We start from the raw sequence: 21,134 nt of genomic DNA, 5'->3' as shown, positions 1-21,134 counted from the left end.
ACCGGCATGCCTCACGTCCTCAAGGCCCCCCTCACCGTGGAGTTCCCGTTCACCCGCTCCCTCGGCCCCGTGCAGAGCGCCTTCCTCACCGGCCTGCGGGAACGCGTCGTCCTCGGCGTCCGCGCCACCGACGGCCGGGTCCTGGTGCCACCGGCCGAGTACGACCCCGTCACCGCGGAGGAGATCCGCGACCTCGTCGAGGTCGCCGCCACCGGCACCGTCACCACCTGGGCCTGGAACCACGATCCCCGCCGCGGACAGCCCCTGGACACCCCGTTCGCCTGGGTCCTGGTCCGGCTCGACGGCGCCGACACCGCCCTCCTGCACGCGCTCGACGTCCCAGGACCCGACGCCGTCCGCACCGGCCTGCGGGTCCGGGTCCGCTGGGCCGCGGAACGCACCGGCGCCGTCACCGACATCGCCTGCTTCGAACCGTACGACGGCGCACCGGACCGGCCCGGCGAAAGCCAGGGGGCGTTCGCCGACCCGGTGCGCGGCATCGTCGCCCCCGCCCGCCTCGACTACACGTACAGTCCGGGCCGCGCCCAGACCGCCTACCTCGACGCGCTGACCGCCCGCCGGATCGTCGGCGAACGCTGCCCGTCCTGCCGCAAGGTGTACGTGCCGCCCCGGGGCGCCTGCCCCACCTGCGGCGTCGCCACCGCCGAACAGGTCGAGGTCGGCCCGCGCGGCACCGTCACCACCTTCTGCATCGTCAACATCAAGGCGAAGAACCTGGACATCGAAGTCCCCTACGTCTACGCGCACATCGCCCTCGACGGCGCCGACCTCGCCCTGCACGCCCGGATCGGCGGCATCCCCTACGACCAGGTGCGGATGGGGCTGCGGGTCGAACCGGTGTGGACCGAGGGCGCCCGCTACCCCGAGCACTACCGGCCCACCGGCGAACCCGACGCGGACTACGACACCTACAAGGAGCTGCTGTGACGCGTGAGATCGCGGTCGTCGCGTTCGCCCAGACCGACCACCGGCGCACCAGCGACGAACTGTCCGAGGTCGAACTGCTCATGCCGGTGCTGCACCAGGTCCTCGACCGCACCGGCCTGAAGAGCGCCGACATCGGCTTCACCTGCTCGGGCTCCAGCGACTACCTGGCCGGCCGCGCCTTCTCCTTCACCCTCGCCCTCGACGGCGTCGGCGCCTGGCCGCCGCTGTCCGAGTCGCACGTCGAGATGGACGGCGCCTGGGCCCTGTACGAGGCGTGGACCAAACTCCTCACCGGGGAGGCCGACACCGCCCTCGTCTACGCCTACGGCAAGTCGTCCCCCGGCTCGCTGCGCGACGTCCTCACCCGCCAGCTCGACCCCTACTACGTGGCCCCGCTCTGGCCCGACTCGGTGACGCTCGCCGCCCTCCAGGCGCAGGCCCTCATCGACGCCGGCCACACCGACGAACCCGCCCTCGCCGCCGTCGCCGCCCGCAGCCGCGCCGACGCCGAGACCAACTCCCATGCTCAATTGCGGGGTTCGGTCCCGCACGGCGACTACCTGGTCCGTCCGCTGCGCACCGGCGACTGCCCGCCGATCGGCGACGGCGCCGCCGCCGTCGTCCTCGCGGCAGGCGACCGGGCCCGGCAGCTGTGCGCGCGGCCCGCCTGGATCAGGGGCATCGACCACCGCATCGAGGCGCACTCCCTCGGCGTCCGCGACCTCACCGACTCACCGTCGACGCGGCTCGCCGCCCAGCGCACGGGCGCCTTCGAACGGCCCGTCGAACTCGCCGAGCTGCACGCCCCGTTCACCTCCCAGGAGGTCGTCCTGCGCAGAGCGCTGCGGCTCGGCGACGACGTCCGGGTCAACCCGTCGGGCGGCGCGCTCGCCGCCAACCCGATGATGGCCGCCGGGCTGATCCGCGTCGGTGAGGCAGCCGCCGCCGTCCACCGCGGGGACTGTGACCGGGCGCTCGCCCACGCCACCTCAGGCCCCTGCCTCCAGCAGAACCTGGTCGCCGTACTCGAAGGGGATCCGCGATGAGCAAGGAACCCGTGGCCGTCACAGGCGTCGGCCAGACCAAGCATGTGGCCGCCCGCCGGGACGTCTCCCTCGCGGGACTCGTCCGGGAGGCCGCCCGACAGGCCCTGGACGACGCCGAGTTGACGTGGGCCGACATCGACGCCGTCGTCATCGGCAAGGCCCCCGACTTCTTCGAGGGCGTCATGATGCCGGAGTTGTACCTCGCCGACGCGCTGGGCGCCGTCGGCAAACCGATGCTCCGCGTGCACACCGCGGGATCGGTCGGCGGTTCCACCGCGCTCGTCGCCGCGAACCTCGTCGCGGCCCGGGTCCACTCCACCGTCCTCACCCTCGCCTTCGAGAAGCAGTCCGAGTCCAACGCCATGTGGGGCCTGTCGCTGCCGATCCCCTTCCAACAGCCCCTGCTGGCCGGGGCGGGCGGCTTCTTCGCCCCGCACGTACGCGCCTACATGCGGCGCAGCGGCGCCCCCGACACCGTCGGCTCGCTGGTCGCCTACAAGGACCGCCGCAACGCCCTGAAGAACCCCTACGCGCACCTCCACGAGCACGACATCACCCTGGCGAAGGTCCAGGCGTCCCCGATGCTCTGGGACCCCATCCGCTACTCCGAGACCTGCCCCTCGTCGGACGGCGCCTGCGCCATGGTCCTCACCGACCGCGCGGGAGCGGCCCGTTCGCCCCGGCCGCCCGCCTGGATGCTCGGCGGCGCCATGCGCAGCGAGCCCACCCTCTTCGCCGGCAAGGACTTCGTGTCGCCGCAGGCGGGCAAGGACTGCGCCGCCGACGTCTACCGGCAGGCCGGCATCACCGACCCGCGCCGGGACATCGACGCCGTCGAGATGTACGTGCCGTTCTCCTGGTACGAACCGATGTGGCTGGAGAACCTCGGGTTCGCCGAGGAGGGCGAGGGCTGGAAACTCACCGAGGCCGGGGTCACCGAACTCGACGGCGACCTGCCCGTCAACATGTCGGGCGGCGTCCTGTCCACCAACCCGATCGGCGCCTCCGGCATGATCCGGTTCGCCGAGGCCGCCCTCCAGGTGCGCGGACAGGCCGGCGAACACCAGGTCGACGGGGCCCGCCGGGTGCTCGGCCACGCCTACGGCGGCGGATCGCAGTTCTTCTCCATGTGGCTCGTCGGCGCCCAGGCTCCCGACTCCTGAGACCTCCCCGAAAGGTCCCCCTCACGTGGCCTGTCGGCGGTGGGTGCCGATCGCTAGGCTGACCGCGGACGACGGAAAAATGGGAGGAGCACGGACGTGGCCGAGAGCACCATCCAGCACCATCCGCTCGCAGGCTGGGACAAGCCCGATCTCGACCTCAGCGGCGCCGACTGGCACTCGAGCAGCCGTGGTCTGGGGGATGTCCAGATCGCCTTTGTCGAGGGTTTCATCGCGATGCGCAACAGCGGCCGGCCGGAGAGCCCTTCCCTGATCTTCACACCCGCGGAGTGGGGAGCCTTCGTGTCGGGCGCGCGGGACGGCGAGTTCGACCTGACCTGAGCCGACCCCGTGGTGTTCCCGGCGTTTTTCCGGACACGCGACCTTGATCGCCGTCCCGGGACCGGCCTCTGAGCGAGGCTGGCCCCGGAAGATCAAGGTCGTACCCCGGAGGTGAGGAACCCATGAACACCCTGCCGGTCATCGCGGCGGTCGACGGTTCGGACAACAGCCTGCGCGCCCTGGACTGGGCGGTCGACGCGGCCCGCGGACGCGGGGCGCCGCTGCGCGTCGTCCATGTGCGCCAGCACGGCGGCTGGACCCAGCCGGGCGTCCCGCTCGCCCCCGTGCCCGACTCCGACGACGACACCGTCATCGGGGAGGTGCGCCGCCACCTCGACGACGTGGCCGACCGGCCCGTCATGGAGTACCTGGCCCTGGAGGGCGCACCCGCCGCCGTCCTGCCCGAACTGGGCGCCACGGCCCAGCTGTTGGTGCTCGGCTCGCGCGGCAGGGGCGGCTTCGCCAGCCTGCTGCTCGGCTCCAACGGCGTGGCCGCCTCCCGCGACGCCGACTGCCCCGTCGTCGTCGTACCCCCGCCAGGACGCGAGGTGCACGGCGAAGGGCAGGACGAACCCGGGCGCCGGGTGGTCGTCGGTGTGAAGGTGGACGAGCCGGACGAGCCGACCCTCTCCTTCGCCTTCGCCGAGGCCGCGCGGCTCGGCGCCCGCGTCCAGGCGATCGCCGCGTACACCTGGCCCGTGCAGACCGTCGTCGCCCCCGGCGGACTCCTGCCGCCCACCGTCGACCAGGACGCCATCGAGGACGAGACCCGCACCCTGGCCGAGGGCATCCTCGCCCCCTACCGCGAACGCCACCCCGGGGTGCGCGCCGACGCCGTCGCGGCACCGGGCGACGCGGCCGGTCAACTCGTCGCCGCCTCCGCCGACGCCGCCCTCGTCGTCGTCGGCCGCCACCGCCGCAGGCTGCTCGCCCCGGCCCGGCTGCTCGGTTCGGTCACCCAGGCGGTCCTGCTGCACGCGGCGAGCCCGATCGCCGTGGTGCCCCAGACCCCGGAACCGGCCGAGGAGTAGCGGGGACGGCCCGAGCGGTACGCGGAGGACGGCGACGGCGAGCACTCGGAGAGGAACCGTCGAAACGGCCCCCGGCACACCGCGAGGCGTGCTCTGCGACGTCTGTGGGCCACGGTGCGCGCTCGCTCCCCGCGCCCACAGGGCAGAGCGTGTACACGGAACGGCCACACCACTCTTCGAACGCGAGAGTGAACTGGCCGCCGCGGAAGAGGCGTTGAGTGCGCCGACGGGAGCACGCGGCGACGGCCCCTGACCCCCGCCCGCCTACACCGCGTTCGGTTACCTCCGCCATCGGTGCGGTCGTCGAACTCGCTCCCGTTGGACGGCGGTTGGGCATCCGTAGCAGGGCTGGTCCCTCTGGCGGCTCCACCTCGTCCGCGCCGAGAGACGGCAGGCGCCGTCGCTATCGCCCTCGAAGCGGTCGCCCGCGACCGGCGGTTCGGCGTCAGTTCCGCGATCGGCCAGGCGCCGCGCGTCGCCGCCGACGTCTCGCCAGGACCGGACCCCCACGCCACTTCAGCGAGGCCGTCACCCACGTGGACCGCGCGCCCGCAGCCTACGGACCGGCGTGCGCGCCGGTCGCCCTGGCGAGCGAACCGCGCCGCACGGGCCGTCCGAGGGAGGCCGGCGCCCCCCCGCACCGCTGCCTCGACACGGCTGTCCGGCGCGGCGCCGACGCGCTCGCCGAGCGACACCCTCACCGGCAGGGAGCGCGCGCCGACCAGGCCGGCGGCCGAGAACCGCACCGGTCCCGGGACAGGGGAGGCGCCGCGCACCGGCGCTGACCCGGTGGCGGGCTGCCGGGAACCGTGCACCGGGCACCGGTCCCTCCGGGCCTGACCCGCGCGTCCGTCCCGGAGAGAAGGGAGCCGGGCGGAGGCGGCGGACCGGGGAGCGGACGGGCCCAGGCCGCCCCGGTGGGCGACCGGGGCGCCGGACGCCGTCGTTCCGCATCCCGTGGCGGCCGGGAGCGGTCGCGCAACCGTATGACCTGGGGCACACGCTTGTTCCCCACGTCGTACCATGGCGGCATGTCGTTCCTCCGCCGCCGCAGCGCCACGCCCGCCGGGCCCGACTTCGACGTCCTCGCCATGGACCCCGGCGACTGGCCCGGCAACCTCGGCGCCGGTCTGCTGCCCGCCCCCGACGGCAGCTGCCAGGGGGTCTTCCTCCGCTACGACCTGTTCGGCGGCCGAGGCCCCGCGATGATCATCGGCAACCTCCCCGAGGGCTCCCCGGCCCGCGAGGTCGCCGAGGGCGAGATCCCCTTCGAGGTGGCCCAGCTCCTGCTCGCCCTGGAGAACGACGAGGAGATCACCGTCGTCGGCGTCGAGGACATGCCCGTCATGCAGGGCGACAACCTGATGATCGTGCGCCGTCTCAAGCTCTCCGAGAGCCGGATCTCCTGCGTCCAGTTCGACCGCAGCGACAACGTCCTGGTGACCATCGCCGCCTGGGACCGCCCCATCACCGACGACCTGTACGCCCTGCTGAAACCGCTCCCCGCGGAGCTGTTCCAGCAGGGCTGACCGGCTACCGGCCGGCCGGGACGACGTCCACGTCGGCCGCCCGCACGTACGCCACCCGGTGGCCGTACTGGATCTGGTAGTACAGATCCTCGCCGACGACCACCCGGTGCGAGTCGGCGGTGAAGGTGACCGCGTAGTAGTACTCACCGCGCAGCTTGTCCCCGACCACATAGCGCTGCCCCGCCGGCAGCGTGTACCGCAGCGGCGAGACCGCCTGCGCGGGCACGCCCGCCGGGTAGGCCGCCGCCTCCGGATAGGCCCGACCGTAGACCGGCACACTGGTGGCGCCCGCCTTGGGCGTCACCACCCGACCCGACGCCGGCACCGCCACCGGCCGCTTCGCCGGGTTCTCGAACCACGCCTTCTGCCCCAGGTACCAGATCGCCGTCCAGTCGCCGTCCCGGCCCGCGACCGCGTACTGCTGACCCGTGGAGACCCGGGACGACAGGTCGTTGACGCCGGTCGTCGGCGTCGTGCCGAGCCCGATGTCCTTGATCAGCGGGTAGGACGTACCGGGCCCCGAGTACAGCCGCACCTCGCTCGAACCGTGGGACGCGCAGTCCACACCGGCCGTGACACAGCCCGTGTAGGTGGGCCGGTTCGCCGCGTAGTCCGGGCGGATCGTCACCAGCGACGCGTGCCTGCCCGCCGTCGCCCTGAACGGGTGGCCCAGCAGCTCGAAGTAGTGCCGCCAGTCCCAGAAGGGGCCCGGGTCGGTGTGCATGCCGGAGACCGTCGACGTCGTCGGACCCGGCACGTTGTCGTGGCCCAGGATGTGCTGCCGGTCCAGCGGGATGCGGTACTTCCCGGCGAGATAGCGCACCAGCCGGGCCGACGAGCGGTACATCGCCTCCGTGTACCAGGAGTCGGGCGCGGCGAGGAAACCCTCGTGCTCCAGGCCGATCGACTTCGCGTTGACGTACCAGTTGCCCGCGTGCCAGGCCACGTCCTTGGCCTTCACGTGCTGCGCGACGAAACCGTCCGTGGAGCGCAGGGTGTAGTTCCACGACACATAGGTCGGGTCCTGCACCAGGTTGAGGACGCCGTCCCAGGTGCCCTCGGTGTCATGGACGACGATGTACTTGATGCTCTGCGCGGCCGGCCGGTCCCCGAGGTCGTGGTTGCCGTAGTCGTTGTCGCCGAACTCCTCGTACGGCGCCGGGACCCACGCGCAGGAGATCGACCGAGGACACTCGGTGCCCGCGGCCGACCCCGTCCGCAGCCCGGCCCGCGCCAGCCGCGCGGTGTCGGGGACCAGCGTCGGACGCGCGGCCAGCACGACCCGCTGCCCGGCGTCCGTGGTGCGCTCCTCGCCGGTGCGCAGCACGTCGTAGACGTCGTCGGCGTACGCGGCGGCCGTCACCGTGTCGTCGGCGCCGGAGAACCGGGCCACCGCTCCGTACCAGTCCGCCGGGTCCGCGCTGAGCGGTGCGCCGAGGTCCCGTTGCGCGGCGGCCAGCAGCGCGGCACCGCCCGCCACGTTGGCCGCCGGGTCGGTGCGCAGCTCCCGCGCGCTGAGGCCGGTCAGCCCGGCCGCCTTCGGCAGCGTCTTCAGCCTGGCCGGCAGGTCGGACTCCGCCGGGACAGCGGCGGCCGGGTGCAGCGGGGCGCGGGCGCTGTCACCGCGGGCGTCCTCACCGCCGTCGCCGTGGTGCGAGGCGGCGGCGAGCGCGGTGCGCGCGTCCGTGAGGTGCATCGGCCCGTAGCCGCCGCTCACGCTGGGCGCCCCGGCGTGGCTGTCCCACCGGGACTGCAGGTAGGAGACGCCGAGGAGCACGCTCTGCGGCACGTGGTAGCGGGCGGCGGCCGACGCGAACGCCCCTTGCAGCCTGCTCGCCGACGACCCGGCGGCGGCCGGTGGCGCGGCGCCGAGCAGTGGCAGCAGCAGCGCGGCCGTGGCGAGGGCGCCGACGGCTCCGCGCGCGCGTCTGCCGCCGGGTGTGGACGTGGGGTCGGGGGCGGATCGTCGCAATGCGGGCTCCTGCTCCTGGGACGGACGGGCGTGGCGTGCGGGCCGGGCGTGGCTCAGTGGTACCGGCTGGCCGACGATCCGTCAATCATGCCCAGGGAGCGCCGATTCCCCTCGTCAACACGGGGGAGCGGGAGTTTCGCGACGCGGCGGGGCGGGCCTGCGGGGCGTCACTGGAGTACACCAATGGCGCCGCGCCGGGGGCCCCGGCATCCGGTCGGGAAGATCGCGGCGAGCCCTCGCTCAGGAGACCGTCGCGGACACCGTGAAGGGCCGCGGTGCGCCAAGTCCAGCGCGCACCGCGGCCCTTCGTCGCTCCTCAGCGGGTGCCGACCGCCGCGCGGACGGCCCGGCGGGCCATCTGACAGTCGTCGTGCAGCCGCCGCAGCAGCAGCCGCTGCTCCTCACCCGACGGCACCCCGGCCGGGTGGGCCGTGCCGGACGCCGACGGCGCCGGGTCCCGCAGCGACCGCTGGACGGCCGTCTCATAGGTGCGGATCTCCCGGGTCAGCACCAGCATCAGGTTCACCAGGAAGGCGTCCCGGGCGGCCGGTCCGCCGCTCTGGGCGATCTGGCTGATCTGGCGCCTGGCCATCGGCGCGTCGCCGAGCAGCGCCCACAGCGTCGCCAGGTCGTAGCCAGGCAGGTACCAGCCCGCGTGCTCCCAGTCCACCAGGACCGGACCCGTCGGCGACAGCAGCATGTTGGAGAGCAGCGCGTCCCCGTGGCAGAACTGGCCCATGCCCTGCCGTCCGGCCGCGTGCGCGATGCCGTGCAGCAATTTCTGGAGGTCACCCAGATCGCGGTCGGTGAGCAGCCCCAGTTCGTGGTAGCGGGAGATACGGACCGCGTAGTCCAGCGGGGCGCCGAAGGTGCCCGCGGGCGGTCGCCAGGCGTTCAGCTGGCAGATCGCGCCCAGCGCCGCCCTGATGTCCGCGCGCGGCGGCGACTCGATCGGGTGCCGCTGGAGCGCGGCGACCCGGCCGGGCATCCGTTCGATCACCAGGGTGCAGTTGTCCGGGTCCGCCGCGATCAGCCTCGGCACCCGCACCGGCGGGCGGTGCCGGACGAACGAGCGGTAGGCAGCTATCTCGTGCCGGATCCGCTCCGCCCAGACGGGGGAGTGATCGAGTAAGCACTTGGCCACGGCCGTGCTGCGCCCGGTCGTCCCCACCAGCAGCACCGAACGGCCGCTGCGGCGCAGCACCTGGACCGGGGCGAACTCCGGGCAGATCCGGTGCACCGACGCGAGCGCCGCGCGCAGTTGCGCACCCTGGGGGCCGGACAAGTCGATTCTCCCGCTGAGCGGTTGGGTGCCGAGCCCCGGCACGCGCCGCGTCCGGCCGGCCCCGAGCGTCGGGTTGGGGCGGACGGCGGGGTCGAGGTAGGGGCCGCTGCCCGCCGGTCGGGGGTGCAGCGGCCGGGGCGGGGCGGACACGGAGGACGATGCTGTGTACATGGGCGAAACAGATCCCTTCGTGTGCCTGCGACGTCAACGCGTCACCCGGCCCGGCCGCCGAGGTGCACCCTGGGGAGTGTTCCGGGGGCGACCGGGTCGGGGTGGCGCATTCCTACCTGACACCCGATGTCCCGTGGCACACCATGTGGCGCACCCTGGCGAACCCTGGCGAATAGTCGCTCGGCAACCCTCACCGGGCTAGTGTCAACTCAGCCGAGAACCTGGGGGCTTGACGTGAACGGACAACCCAACTCCCGCCTGGCGGACCTGTTCGGCCTGGCCGGCTGGTCCAAGGGGGAACTCGCGAGGCTGGTCAACCGGCAGGCGGCGGCCATGGGCCATCCGCAGCTGGCGACCGACACCTCTCGGGTACGGCGTTGGATCGACATGGGGGAGGTTCCCCGTGATCCGGTGCCGCGGGTGATGGCGGCTCTGTTCACCGAGCGTCTCGGCCGTGTCGTGACCATGGAGGACCTCGGTCTGGTCCGGCACGGGCGTGCGGGGAGACGAAAGAGCGGCGGGAGTGTCGACCATCCCGACGGTATGTCCTGGGCGCCCGAACGGACGGCAGCGGTCCTCACCGAATTCACGGGAATGGACCTCATGCTCAATCGACGCGGCTTGGTGGGCGCGGGCGCCGCGCTCGCCGCGGGTTCCGCATTCACCAGCGCCATGTACGACTGGCTGCACTCCGATCCTGCCCTCGCCGCCGACGCCCCCCGATCCGATGATCCCCTGCACGCCGACCCCGCTGGGTTCGACCGCTACGAGGCCGCCCCCATCGGGGCGCAGGAGATCGAGGAACTGGAGCGTTCGGTCGAGGTGTTCAGGGCCTGGGACGCGGCCCGCGGCGGCGGGCTGCAACGCAAGGCAGTCGTGGGCCAACTCAACGAGGTGGGAGGCATCCTCTCCTACCGTCACCCCGACCATCTCCAGCGGCGCCTGTGGGGCGTCGCTGCCGACCTCGCCGTCCTCGCGGGCTGGATGTCGCACGACGTCGGCCTCGAACCCACGGCACAGAAGTACTTCGTGATCGCCGCGCACGCCGCGCGGGAGGGCGGCGACCTGCCGCGCGCCGGTGAGGCGCTCTCCCGGGCGGCCCGCCAGATGGTGCATCTGGGCCGCGCGGACGAAGCCCTCGACCTGATGAAGCTCGCCAGATCCGGGGCGGGCGAACAGGTCCTGCCGCGCACCCAGGCGATGCTCCACACCATCGAGGCCTGGGCGCAGGCGTCGCTGGGCAGGGGGCAGGCGATGCGCCGCACCCTCGGCCAGGCGGAGGACCTCTTCGTCGCGGACCAGGGCGATGTGCCGCCACCGAGCTGGATGCGCAACTTCAAGGAGGAGGATCTGTACGGCATGCAGGCCCTGGCGTACCGGACGCTGGCCGAGCACGATCCGGCGGCGGCCGCGCACGCCCAGTACTACGCGGGCAAGGCGCTGGAGCTGAGGGTGGACGGCCGGCAGCGGTCGAAGATCTTCGACTATCTGTCGATGGCGTCGGCCTGCTTCATCGCCGGCGACCCGGACCAGGGCGACCGGTACGCGCGGGACGCCATGGCGTCGATGGGCTCCAACTCCTCGCACCGGACCTGGGACCGGCTGCGTCAGATGTACCGGCTGACGGCCGACTACTCCAGGCACCCCGAGGTCGGCCCACTGCGGGAGGAGATCAGACTGGCGCTGCCGAAACAGGTGCGGGGCACCGGCAGCGCACGGACATAGGGGCTCCGTGCGCCGAACCGGCCGCGTCAGCAGGACTTCGCGGTGGTTGCCGTGTCGTCCGGTGGTCTCCGCGACCGCGCCGTCACTCTGGCGAAGAGGGCACTCCCGTGGTCCGCGGGCCCTGATCCGCCGCACTCCCGTGCCAGGAGCCGTACGCAGTCCTGGGCGGTGTCCGCCGTGCGGAAGTGCGGGGCGAGGGCGAGGAGTCGGTTCGTGGTGTCAGGTCCTGTGGGCCCTGGCAGTACTCCTCCGGTGTGCAGCAGGAGCACGTCGCCCGGTTCCAGGGTCGCGGCGGCCTGCTCGTAGGCGGTGTCCGCCGCGGTGCCCAGCGGGGTGCCGGCCGGTGCCCGCAGGGCGCGTCCCGTTCCGCCGCGGAACAGCAGCGGGGCGGGACGTCCCGCCTGTGCCCAGGTGAGGGTGCGGGTCTCGGGCCGGTAGGCGCAGCAGACGGCACCGGCCAGGGCGGGCCCGAGCGTGGTGTCGAGCACTTGGTTGAGCAGCGTGAGGAGGTGACCCGGAGCGGTGCCGGCCAGGGCGAGGGCGCGCAGCGCGCCCAGCAGCAGCGCGTGGCCCGAGTCGGGGGCGGTGTGTCCGGTGAGGTCGCCGACGCCGAGCAGGGTCCCGCCGTCCGGCAGGTCGAGCGCGTCGGACCAACTGGCGCCGATCGCGGGGCCGGTGGGCGACGCGGGCCCGTACACGGCGATGTCCAGCGCGCCCGTCCGGTCGGGGACCCCGCCGAGGGTGCCCTGCCGGGGGAGGGGTTCCCGCGGGGTGGCCGGTCCCGCGGCGGGGGTGCGCGGCGGGCGCGGCGCCTCCTGGGGCCGCCGCACCGTCCGTTCGGTGCGCCGCAGTTCGCTGACGTCCCGCAGGACGGCCCACATCGAGGTGGTGCCGCCGTCGGGGGCGAGCACCGGTTCGCCCATCATGTGGACGGTGCGCACCTCGCCGTCCGGGCGCAGGACGCGGAACTCCCCGTCGATCGGCCGGGCGTCGATGAGGCAGCCCGTGACCAGCGCGGTGAGGGCGGCCCGGTCCGAGGCATGGACCAGGGACGGGAGTTCGTCGAGGGTGAGGGCCGGTTCGGCTGGGTCACGGCCGAGGATCCGGTACAGCTCGGCGGACCAACTCACCTCGTCCGTCAGGAGGTTCCACTCGGCGCTGCCCACCCGGCTGAGTAGCGAGTCGCGCCGGGCCGACGCGGGCATCGGGGCGCGGGGGGCGGGCACGCCCTGGGGTCCGTCGCGTAACTGGGCCAAGTGCGTGCCGAGGTCCTCCAGTTGATGCAGAGCCAGCTCGCACAGCGCGCGTTGCCAGCGCTCCAAGGGATCTGTTCCGTCGCCGCGCGCCTCCCGCCGGACGGCGTCCACGTCGCCCTTGAGCCGCCGCGTCTGCGTGATCAGCGCGTCGACCGGGCCGCGACCCGGCGCCGGGTCGGCCGGGCGGTCCGCGGAGAGAGGGGGCGGCATGACGCACTCCGATGCGGGAACGGGACGGCCAGGGCTCGGGAGGGACCGTTACGACTTTGGCACAGCCCGCGACGCGCTGTAAGGGATTTGGCAACACCCGATCCGGTGGTGCTTCTGGCATATGCCAGCGTCCCCGCGGGTGGCAATGGGCGGTATGCCCCCATCCGTCGTAAAAATGTGACGCACGTCACATAGGAATACCCCGTTCCAACGTAATGCGATCGGCCTCGTCGAGGTCGTACAGGCACACGGCCTTCCGGCCGACCTCCGACCGCAGGGGAGACCGACCTGATGAACACCGGCACCGGCAACAGCAACAGCAACGCGAACAGCGGTGACAGCGGCAACGGCGACATCGGTGACATCGGCGATATCAGCGGCGTCGGGGACATCGTTCTCGAACAGCCCGCCCGAGGCCGGCTGATCACCGCCGACGAGCGCGAGCTGCCCGTCCCGGCCATGCTGCGCTACGTCGCCGCGGACCCGCTCGCCGTCCACCTCGACTTCCCCGCCGAGGTCTCCCTCGACCGGACGTCCGTCACCTGGACCTTCGGCCGCGCCCTCCTGGACGACGGGCTGCGCTCCCCGTCGGGCGGCGGGGACGTGCACATCTGGCCCTGCGGCGAGAACCGCACCGTGCTGGAGTTCCACTCACCGTTCGGCCTCGCCCTGCTGCGCTTCGAGACCGCCGCGCTGCGCCGGTTCCTGCTGCGCACCTATGCCGTCGTCCCCGAAGGGCAGGAGGACCTCGACGAGGCCGTCGACCGGGGGCTGACCGCCCTGTTCGGCAGCGTCTGAACCACCCGTACGGCTCGGGACTACCCGTACAGCGCGGGACGACGGGGGAGATCGACGGCCACCCGGCCGCCGGTCTCCAGTGCCCGCACGCCTGCCCCGGCGACCACCGAGGCCGCGTACCCGTCCCAGGCGCTCGGGCCGGTCACCCGGCCGCGCCGGGTCGCGTCCACCCACGCCTGCACCTCGCGGTCGTAGGCGTCGGCGAACCGCACCAGGTAGTCCTGCGGCACCGCCCTGCGGTCGGCCGCCCGCGCCGTCACCCGCACCGCCTGCTCCTCGCCGATGCGCGCACTGCCCGTCTCGCAGACCGCCTCGCAACGCACCTGGTAACCGAAACCGCAGTTGACGAACACCTCGACGTCGACCAGCGCGCCGCCGTCCGTCTCGAACAGCACGAACTGCGGGTCGAGCAGCCCCTCCGGTGCCCCCGCGGACGGACGCGGACGCAGCACGGTCACCGCCGTCAACTCCTGCCCCAGCAGCCAGCGGGCCGCGTCGATCTCGTGCGAGACCGAGCTGTCGATCAGCATCGCCGAGGTGAAACCGGGCGGCGACGACACATTGCGGTGGACGCAGTGCAGCATCAGCGGACGCCCCAACCCCCCTTCGTCCAGCAGGGACTTGAGCTGCCGGTACTCGGCGTCGTAGCGCCGCATGAAACCGATCTGCGCCAGCCGTCTGCCGAGCCGCGCCTCCGCCTCCACCACCCGCAGCGCCCCGGCCGGGTCCGGCACCATCGGCTTCTCGCACAGCACCGGCAGCCCGCGCTCGAACGCGGCGAGCAGCGCCTCCTCGTGGGCGGGACCCGGGGAGGCGATCAGGACGGCCTCGACACCGGGCGCCGCCAGCGCGTCCCGCACCTCGGCGCGGACGGCGACGCCGTCGATCCCGGCCACCGCCCGCCGCGCCCGCTCCGGATCCGGATCGGCCACGGCGACGACCCGCGCACCGCTCACCACCCGGTCCAGTCGGCGTATGTGGTCGGCCCCCATGTGACCCGCGCCCAGCACGGCCACACCCAGCAACTCGGACACGATCTCGCGGCCCCTTCCCACGGCGACTCCAGGGCGACCTGCGCTTCAAGGTCGTCGGACCAGCGTTGCACGGTCGTCAAGGCGCGGACGCCCGGGGGCCGTCAGCGGCAGGGTCAGTAGCGCAGCACCCCGGCCACCCCCGAGGCGTCGCCCAGCGTGCCGTCCGGGACGAAGCGGACCTCGGCGCCGGTGTCGAGGCACTGCTCGACGATCTCGTCCACGATGTCCTCGCGCGCGTCCAGATCACCGCTCTCGGCCGGGATCAGGTGCTCGCCCGCGTCGTCGCGCACCGTCACCCGGTAGTTCTCCTCGACGACCAGCAGCCGCACCCGGCCCTCCCGGGCGCCGCGCCACAGCTCGTCGACCCCGGCCGCGTACGCCTTGCGGCCACGCGCCGACTCCAGCTCCCGGACGGCGTCCGCAGCGGCCCGCCGCGCCTCGGCGGCGACCACCGGACGCACCGCCTGCCACACGGCGTCCGGCGTGCCGTCCGCGAGCCCGCCGTGCGGGACGTGCACCGCGTGCGCGCCGGCCCCGCCGAACTCCGTCAGCAGCGAGAGCGCCGCCTGCTCCCCGGTCACGTACAGCGGACGGGGGCGGGCCCGCAGGACGGCGGCCATCGCGGTGTCGGCCTCGCGCAGGAAGTGCTTGGTGTCCTCGTCGCGGAAGGCGCTCGGCAGGTCGCCGATCCGTTCCTGGCGCTCGGCGTCGAAGTTCTCGGCGCTCCTGACCAGCGGAAAAGCGCCGTCGGTGGCCTCGGTGACCCGGTCGGTGCCACCGCTCCACAGGGTGACCCGGTGCACGGCGAGCGACAGCACCCAGAACGGCCGCTCGGCGGCCCGCGCCGAGACCAGGTTGCGGGTCAGGAAGGTGTCCGAGAGCACCACCCGCTCGGGGACGGACCGGGCCAGCGACCACACCTGGTGCTCACCCGGCGCCGCGAAGATCACCAGACCGTCCTCGGCGTGCGTCAGGTCCACCTCGGCGAGGGCCCGGTCCAGGTGCCTGACCACGTCGGTGCGCCGCTCCCTGGTCACCGCGGGATCGGCCTCCAGCTGTCTCTTGGCCTCGGCCACCACATTGCGCAGCCTGACCGGGTCCTGGGCGTTGTCGGGCTCGCGTCGGTGGGTCGGCGTCAGCACGGACACGGCCGGGTAAGGGCGCGGGTGCCGCAGCTCGGACAGGGCGGCGGGACTGAGGGCGTGCTCCATACCAGCACGATAAGTCCGTTTCGCCGGTCGGGCATTCGGGGACGGCCCACGGCTCAGCCGGTGGGCGCCTCGGGGTCCTCGGGCCCGCACGAACTGCCGCTCGGCGGCAGCGTGCCGTACAGCAGGAAGCCGTCCACCGCGGAGTGCACGCACTTCGAGGACGAGTAACCGGTGTGCCCCTCACCCTTGTTGTCCAGCACCACGGCCGAGGACCCCAGCCGCCGCGCCGTCTCCGTGGTCCAGCGGTACGGCGTCGCCGGATCGCCCCGGGTGCCGACGAGCAGCATCTTCGGGGTGTCGACGTCATGGACGTCCTCGCGGATGTAGTCGGTGCCCTTGGCGCGGCCGTAGCACATCAGCACCTCGGCGAGCCGGGAGCGGCCGAAGACCGGTGACGCCTGCTCGAACGCGGCACGCAGCCGCGGGAGTTCGGCGGTGAGCCGGGCGGCGTCGGGACGGTCGGGGTCGTCCGCGCAGTTGATCGCCGTCAGCGCGGCCGGGAGGTTGTCGAGCGGCACGTCGTCCTCGTCGACCAGCCCGCCGGGGCGCTTCGGGTGCCCGGGGGAGGGCGCGCGGCCGGGCGCGAAGCCCAGGACGCCGCCGGTGTCGCCGTCCTGCACCAGTGAGGCGAGCGCCCGCTCAAGGGAGGGCCACAGCTGTTCGCTGTAGAGGGCCTGGCCGATCGCGGCCACCAGATCCTGTCCGGTGAGCCCGCTGCCGAGGGACGTCGGCACCGGGTTCCTGTCGAGCGACCCGACGAGCCGGGTGACCTGGGCGCGGGCGGCACGGGCGTCGCCGCCGAGCGGGCACCCGACGTCCCGTACGCACCAGTCGACGAAGTCGTCCAGCGCCCGCTGCTGCCCCTGGGCGCCGGCGATGCCCTGCTCGGCCATCGGCTCGGTCAGGGTGTCGACCCCGTCGAGGACCAGCCGCCCGACCCTGCCGGGGAACTGGGCCGCGTACACCGAACCGAGCCGGGTCCCGTAGGAGAAGCCCAGATAGTTGAGCTTCCGGTCGCCCAGCGCCTGGCGCGTCACGTCCAGGTCACGGGAGGCGTTCACGGTGCCTATGTGGGCCAGGACCGGGCCGGAGCGGCGGGCGCAGTGCTCCGCCGAGGCCCGCAGCCGCCGCAGCACGGCCGCGGGGTCGTTCAGATCCTGGTCGGCGCCGACGCTGGGGGCGGCCCCGCCGGAACCGGTGCCGCAGCTGACCGGGGAGGACCTGCCGACCCCGCGGGGGTCGAAGGACACCACGTCGTAGGCGTTGGTCAGCCCCATGAACTGCTTGCCGCTCGCGGCGAGTCCGGCCACCCCGGGACCGCCGGGACCGCCGAAGTTCAGCAGCACCGAACCGCGCCTGCTCCCGGTGGCCCGGTAGCGGGCCAGGGCCAGATCGAGGGTGCCGGCGCCGGGGCGCGCGTAGTCCAGCGGCACGGTGACCTTGCCGCACTCCAGGTCTCTCGGCAGGTCAGGGCCCACGCACCGGGACCAGGCGACCTTCTGCCGGTAGAAGCGGGTCAGGTCGGGTCCGTCGCCTGCCGCCGCCGCGGGGAGTCCCGCGGCCAGCAGTGCCAGGCCGACGGCCGAGGTGAGCGCGGTGCGCCGGAGCGCGGGCCGCGTCGTCAGCTTGGCCAGCATCCATGCCTCCCAGGGCACCCGTCGCGGTCCGGGGGAGCGGCGCCCTCGATCACGATATGCGGCCACCGCGGGGCCCGCCTCCGGGCGAGCGGGGTGCACGGAATTGCCCTACTCTGTGCGCCGCCTGCAGAGATCGAGCGCTTTTTCAGGCGATTCACGAAAGTTGACGCTCGATGGGGTGAAAGTTCGATCAGCCATAACTCTGATGGTTCGCCCGCGTTTTATCCCGTGCGGGTGTTTGCCCGTTTCTCCGGCGCGGGACATCGGCCCGCGCCCAGGTACTGGAAGGCAGTGAACCTATGCGAAGGGTCACCCGCAACGGAGTGATCGCTGTCGCCGCCGTCTCGGGGGCGATGGCAGTCTCGGGGGCCGCGTACGCCGACTCGGGAGCGCACGGCGCCGCGGTCGGCTCGCCCGGGGCCGTCTCAGGCAACACCCTCCAACTCCCGGTCAACGTCCCGGTCAACGTGTGCGGTGACACCGTCAACGTGGTGGGGCTCCTCAACCCGGCCATGGGCAACACCTGCGCCAACGTCGGTGGCAAGAGCGGCGGCAAGGGCGAGGGCGGTCGGGCCGGTTCGGCGACCGAGGGCGGCAGCGAGGCGCACGGCGCGGCCGTGGGCTCGCCCGGAGTGATCTCAGGCAACGGCCTCCAGCTCCCCGTCCACCTCCCGGTGAACGTGAGCGGCAACTCGGTGAACGTGGTCGGTCTCCTCAACCCGGCCTTCGGCAACGAGTCCACCAACGGCCCCGGCGGACGGCCGCACCGTCCCGACCCGAAGCCGACGCACCCCACGGCGCCCAAGCCCCCGGCCCGTCCGTCGGAGAACCGCAACATCCCGCCCAACCCGCAGCCCCACCCCGCGGCTCCGGTGCACACCGAGGGACGGCAGGTCGCGTCCCTCGCCCACACCGGTGCCGACGCGACGCTGCCCGCCGCGGCGGCGAGCCTGGCGCTGATCGCCGCGGGCGCCGCCGTCTACCGGCGCACCCGCCGCCGCGTCACGCGCTGACGGGCACCCACACGAAAGGCCTCACCGGAACCCACCCGGTGGGGCCTTGGCTGTGCGTCCGCGCCCACGCACGGGGTGCGCGGACCGCAGCGTCTACGCCCACCACGCCGGGTGCGTGCCCGGCAGCGTCTACGCCCACCACGCCGGGTCCGCCCATCGTGCTGGTCGCCTCCACCGCACCGGCCGTCCGGACCGCGCTGGTCGCCGTGTCCAGACACCCGCCGTACCGCACTGGTCGCGTCAGTCCCACCGGCCCTACAGGTCCCACCAGCCACACCAGCCACACCAGCCACACCAGCCACACCAGCCACACCAGCCACACCAGCCACACCGGCCGCTCAGGTCTCGCAGGCGGCCGGGTGCCCCGCTCATCCCACGGAATGGAGTCCGCCGCATGACCGCTCCCACCCCCGCCCCCGAAGACCTCGTCGTCACCCGGGCCGTCCTCGACGACTGGCGGGTGGTCGCGGACTGGGCGGCTGACGAAGGGTGGAACCCGGGGCTCACCGACGCGCCCGCCTTCTTCACCCAGGACCCGGACGGGTTCTTCATCGGCCGGCTCGACGGCGAACCCGTGTCGGCGATCTCCGTCGTCAACTACTCGGCCGACTACGCCTTCCTCGGTTTCTACCTGGTCCGCCCCGACCTGCGCGGTCGCGGCCTCGGCCTGACCACCTGGAAGACCGCCCTCGCCCACGCCGGATCCCGCACCGTCGGCCTGGAGGGAGTCGTCGCCCAGCAGGACAACTACCGCCGGTCCGGCTTCGAACTCGCGCACCGCACCGCCCGGTTCACCGGACCGGCGCCCACGGCCGAGGTCCCGGCGGGCGTCGGCCCCGCCCGGCCCAACGACTTCGCCGACCTCCTCGCCTACGACAGCGCCTGCGGCCCCGCCGACCGGCCGCGCTTCCTGGAGGCGTGGCTCACCGGACCCGGCCACCGTGCCGTCCTGCGCCGGGACAGCGGCGACCGGCTCACCGGCTACGGGGTGGTCCGCCCGGGACGGGACGCGCTGCGCGTCGGACCGCTGTTCGCCGACACGGCCGAGGACGCGCGGGCGCTCTTCGCGGGGCTCGTCGCGGACGCGGCCGGCCAACCGGTCTCCATCGACGTGCCGGAGACCAGCGCGGCGGGCGTGGCGCTGGCCGAGGAGGCGGGATTCACGCCGTCCTTCGAGGCGGCCCGCATGTACACGGGACCGGTGCGACCGTTCGCGCAGGAACGCGTCTTCGGCGTCACGACCCTGGAACTCGGCTGACGGGTCAGACCTCGCGGCCGTGGGCCCGGTAGTGCAACGCCCTCACCTTGGGCACCAGTTCGGGCACCGGGCCGTCCACCGCCACCCCGGGCGCGACCTCACCCACGGGCAGCGCCCGCACCGGCGCGGCAGGAACGCCCAACTCGGCCAGCCAGGTGCCCAGTTGCTCCGACGACGCGACGTACACGATCCGGCCGAGTCCCACCCAGGCGTGCGCGGCGGCACACATCGGGCAGTGCTCGCCCGACGTGTACACCGTGGCCGCCGCCCGCTCCTCGGGGGCAAGCCGGGCGGCCGACCAGCGGGCCAGCTCGAACTCGGGGTGCCGGGTGCGGTCGCCGCCCGCCACCCGGTTGCGGTCCTCGGCGAGCACCGTGCCGTCCCCGCCCACCAGGACGGACCCGAACGGCTCGTCCCCGTCGGCCAGCGCCTCGGCCGCCAACTCCACGCACCGCCGCAGATACCGCAGCTCGCCCGCCTGAACAGCCATGACCTACGGTCCTCCTCGCGACGACGGTCCCCGATGCCCGGCCCGTGGACATCGGCGGCCAGCCTACGAGCAACTGGCCGGAACGTGCCGCCTGGCCCGCCGCGGGCACGTGATCCGTACCTCTCCACCACCCGGGCCTCGTCAAAACCGTTGCCGCCACCGCTGTCCGGTGCTGGAGTGAACCCATGGATCATGTCGGGGTACTCGCCCTCTACGACCGGGACATGCGCAAGGGCGCCCAGCCGGACGGTCCCGGCGCGCGGATCGAGCGGGTCGGGAGGGTGGTCCGGCAGGTCTCGGACGGGCACGGCTGGGACGGCGTCGTCTGGTCCGACCTGGACGCGGCGGGCGCCGACGCGGCGATCGCCGAACAGATCGCCCACTTCGGCGGGCTCGGCCGCGAGTTCGAGTGGAAGCTCTACGGGCACGACCTGCCGACGGACCTCGGACGGCGGCTGCGGGCGGCCGGGTTCACCCCCGCGCCCGAGGAGACGCTGATGATCGCCGAGGTGGCCGCCCTCGATCTCGACGCCCCGGCGCCCGAGGGCGTCCGGCTGCTGCCGGTCACGGACGCGGCCGGGGTGGATCTGGTGGCGGACGTCCACGAGAAAGCGTTCGGCACCGACGCCTCCCGGCTGCGCCGCCAGCTCCTGGCCCGGCTCACCGACGACCCGGACGGCGTCGTCGCGGTCGTGGCCATGGCGGGCGACGAACCGGTGAGCGCGGCCCGCATGGAGCTGGTGCCCGGCACCCGGTTCGCCGGTCTCTGGGGCGGCGGCACGGTGGCGGAGTGGCGCGGCCGGGGCATCTACCGGGCGCTGGTCGCGCACCGCGCCCGCGCCGCCGTCGCGCGCGGCTACCGCTACCTCCAGGTCGACGCGTCGTCCCAGAGCCGCCCCGTTCTGGAACGCCTCGGCTTCGCCCCGCTGACGACGACCACCCCGTACGTGCGGCAGCCGTGACGCGCCGCACTCCGGTAGTGGCAGCGGGCTGAACTCGCCTGCCCTTCCGGATGTCG

At 73.6% G+C, this 21,134-nt stretch carries 18 protein-coding genes; 11 read left to right on the top strand and 7 right to left on the bottom strand.

What is annotated here, in order from left to right:
- Positions 1–6 precede the first annotated feature (6 nt).
- From DDJ31_RS02695 to DDJ31_RS02670, 6 genes are all read left to right on the top strand, one after another.
- On the top strand, positions 7–948 hold the full coding sequence (locus DDJ31_RS02695) for a Zn-ribbon domain-containing OB-fold protein (protein WP_127181904.1): 942 nt from the start codon (positions 7–9) through the stop codon (positions 946–948).
- Positions 945–1,994, top strand: coding sequence for a thiolase domain-containing protein (locus DDJ31_RS02690; RefSeq protein WP_127181905.1), 1,050 nt, complete (start codon positions 945–947; stop codon positions 1,992–1,994). The genes DDJ31_RS02695 and DDJ31_RS02690 overlap by 4 nt, the downstream gene beginning before the upstream one ends.
- On the top strand, positions 1,991–3,157 hold the full coding sequence (locus DDJ31_RS02685; RefSeq protein WP_127181906.1) for a thiolase domain-containing protein: 1,167 nt from the start codon (positions 1,991–1,993) through the stop codon (positions 3,155–3,157). Before DDJ31_RS02690 ends, DDJ31_RS02685 begins: the two co-directional genes overlap by 4 nt.
- Before the next feature lie 96 nt (positions 3,158–3,253).
- On the top strand, positions 3,254–3,496 hold the full coding sequence (locus DDJ31_RS02680) for a DUF397 domain-containing protein (protein ID WP_127181907.1): 243 nt from the start codon (positions 3,254–3,256) through the stop codon (positions 3,494–3,496).
- 122 nt (positions 3,497–3,618) lie between these two features.
- The gene (locus DDJ31_RS02675) at positions 3,619–4,527 is read left to right on the top strand and encodes a universal stress protein (RefSeq protein WP_127181908.1); all 909 of its coding nucleotides are present in this window, start codon (positions 3,619–3,621) and stop codon (positions 4,525–4,527) included.
- A gap of 1,031 nt (positions 4,528–5,558) precedes the next feature.
- Positions 5,559–6,056, top strand: a complete 498-nt coding sequence (locus DDJ31_RS02670; RefSeq protein ID WP_127181909.1) for a hypothetical protein — start codon at positions 5,559–5,561, stop codon at positions 6,054–6,056.
- A gap of 4 nt (positions 6,057–6,060) precedes the next feature.
- Here the strand turns inward: DDJ31_RS02670 and DDJ31_RS02665 are convergent, their stop codons facing one another.
- Together DDJ31_RS02665 and DDJ31_RS02660 are read right to left on the bottom strand one after the other, a co-directional pair.
- Positions 6,061–8,028 carry a peptidoglycan recognition protein family protein gene (locus DDJ31_RS02665; protein WP_127181910.1) on the bottom strand — a complete coding sequence of 656 codons (1,968 nt, stop codon included), beginning with the start codon at positions 8,026–8,028 and terminating at the stop codon, positions 6,061–6,063.
- Between the two features lie 316 nt (positions 8,029–8,344).
- On the bottom strand, positions 8,345–9,484 hold the full coding sequence (locus tag DDJ31_RS02660; RefSeq protein ID WP_127181911.1) for an aminoglycoside phosphotransferase family protein: 1,140 nt from the start codon (positions 9,482–9,484) through the stop codon (positions 8,345–8,347).
- Between the two features lie 234 nt (positions 9,485–9,718).
- On the opposite strand from DDJ31_RS02660, the gene DDJ31_RS02655 reads away from it, so the two are divergent.
- Positions 9,719–11,209 carry a DNA-binding protein NsdB gene (locus DDJ31_RS02655; RefSeq protein WP_127181912.1) on the top strand — a complete coding sequence of 497 codons (1,491 nt, stop codon included), beginning with the start codon at positions 9,719–9,721 and terminating at the stop codon, positions 11,207–11,209.
- 26 nt (positions 11,210–11,235) lie between these two features.
- On the opposite strand, the gene DDJ31_RS02650 is transcribed toward DDJ31_RS02655, so the two are convergent.
- A complete protein-coding gene (locus DDJ31_RS02650; RefSeq protein WP_127181913.1) occupies positions 11,236–12,675 on the bottom strand; it encodes a SpoIIE family protein phosphatase in 1,440 nt (479 codons plus the stop codon).
- Between the two features lie 291 nt (positions 12,676–12,966).
- On the opposite strand from DDJ31_RS02650, the gene DDJ31_RS02645 reads away from it, so the two are divergent.
- Entirely contained in the window at positions 12,967–13,473 is a 507-nt protein-coding gene (locus tag DDJ31_RS02645) for an SsgA family sporulation/cell division regulator (RefSeq protein WP_127181914.1), read from the top strand.
- A 20-nt stretch (positions 13,474–13,493) separates the two neighbouring features.
- On the opposite strand, the gene DDJ31_RS02640 is transcribed toward DDJ31_RS02645, so the two are convergent.
- From DDJ31_RS02640 to DDJ31_RS02630, 3 genes are all read right to left on the bottom strand, one after another.
- Positions 13,494–14,507 (bottom strand): Gfo/Idh/MocA family protein, encoded by a 1,014-nt coding sequence (locus DDJ31_RS02640; protein ID WP_127181915.1) that lies wholly within the window; start codon positions 14,505–14,507, stop codon positions 13,494–13,496.
- 113 nt (positions 14,508–14,620) lie between these two features.
- Positions 14,621–15,718 carry a baeRF3 domain-containing protein gene (locus DDJ31_RS02635; RefSeq protein WP_127181916.1) on the bottom strand — a complete coding sequence of 366 codons (1,098 nt, stop codon included), beginning with the start codon at positions 15,716–15,718 and terminating at the stop codon, positions 14,621–14,623.
- Between the two features lie 53 nt (positions 15,719–15,771).
- A complete protein-coding gene (locus DDJ31_RS02630) occupies positions 15,772–17,355 on the bottom strand; it encodes an alpha/beta hydrolase (RefSeq protein WP_127181917.1) in 1,584 nt (527 codons plus the stop codon).
- Between the two features lie 299 nt (positions 17,356–17,654).
- Between DDJ31_RS02630 and DDJ31_RS02625 the strand changes: the two genes are divergently transcribed.
- Both DDJ31_RS02625 and DDJ31_RS02620 read left to right on the top strand, forming a co-directional pair.
- Complete coding sequence (locus DDJ31_RS02625; RefSeq protein WP_127181918.1) at positions 17,655–18,368, top strand: chaplin; 714 nt, start codon at positions 17,655–17,657, stop codon at positions 18,366–18,368.
- Between the two features lie 394 nt (positions 18,369–18,762).
- Positions 18,763–19,626 (top strand): GNAT family N-acetyltransferase, encoded by an 864-nt coding sequence (locus DDJ31_RS02620; RefSeq protein WP_127181920.1) that lies wholly within the window; start codon positions 18,763–18,765, stop codon positions 19,624–19,626.
- Between the two features lie 4 nt (positions 19,627–19,630).
- Here DDJ31_RS02620 and DDJ31_RS02615 read toward each other — a convergent pair whose 3' ends face one another.
- Positions 19,631–20,116 carry a nucleoside deaminase gene (locus tag DDJ31_RS02615; RefSeq protein ID WP_127181921.1) on the bottom strand — a complete coding sequence of 162 codons (486 nt, stop codon included), beginning with the start codon at positions 20,114–20,116 and terminating at the stop codon, positions 19,631–19,633.
- Positions 20,117–20,301: 185 nt separating this feature from the next.
- Here DDJ31_RS02615 and DDJ31_RS02610 point away from each other — a divergent pair, with 185 nt between their 5' ends.
- Complete coding sequence (locus DDJ31_RS02610; RefSeq protein ID WP_127181922.1) at positions 20,302–21,078, top strand: GNAT family N-acetyltransferase; 777 nt, start codon at positions 20,302–20,304, stop codon at positions 21,076–21,078.
- Positions 21,079–21,134: the final 56 nt, after the last annotated feature.

Origin of the sequence: Streptomyces griseoviridis (assembly GCF_005222485.1) — a bacterium.
Classification (GTDB): domain Bacteria; phylum Actinomycetota; class Actinomycetes; order Streptomycetales; family Streptomycetaceae; genus Streptomyces; species Streptomyces hintoniae.
The sequence above is the reverse complement of the archived record's forward strand: the minus strand, read 5'-3'. Positions and strand labels throughout refer to the sequence as shown.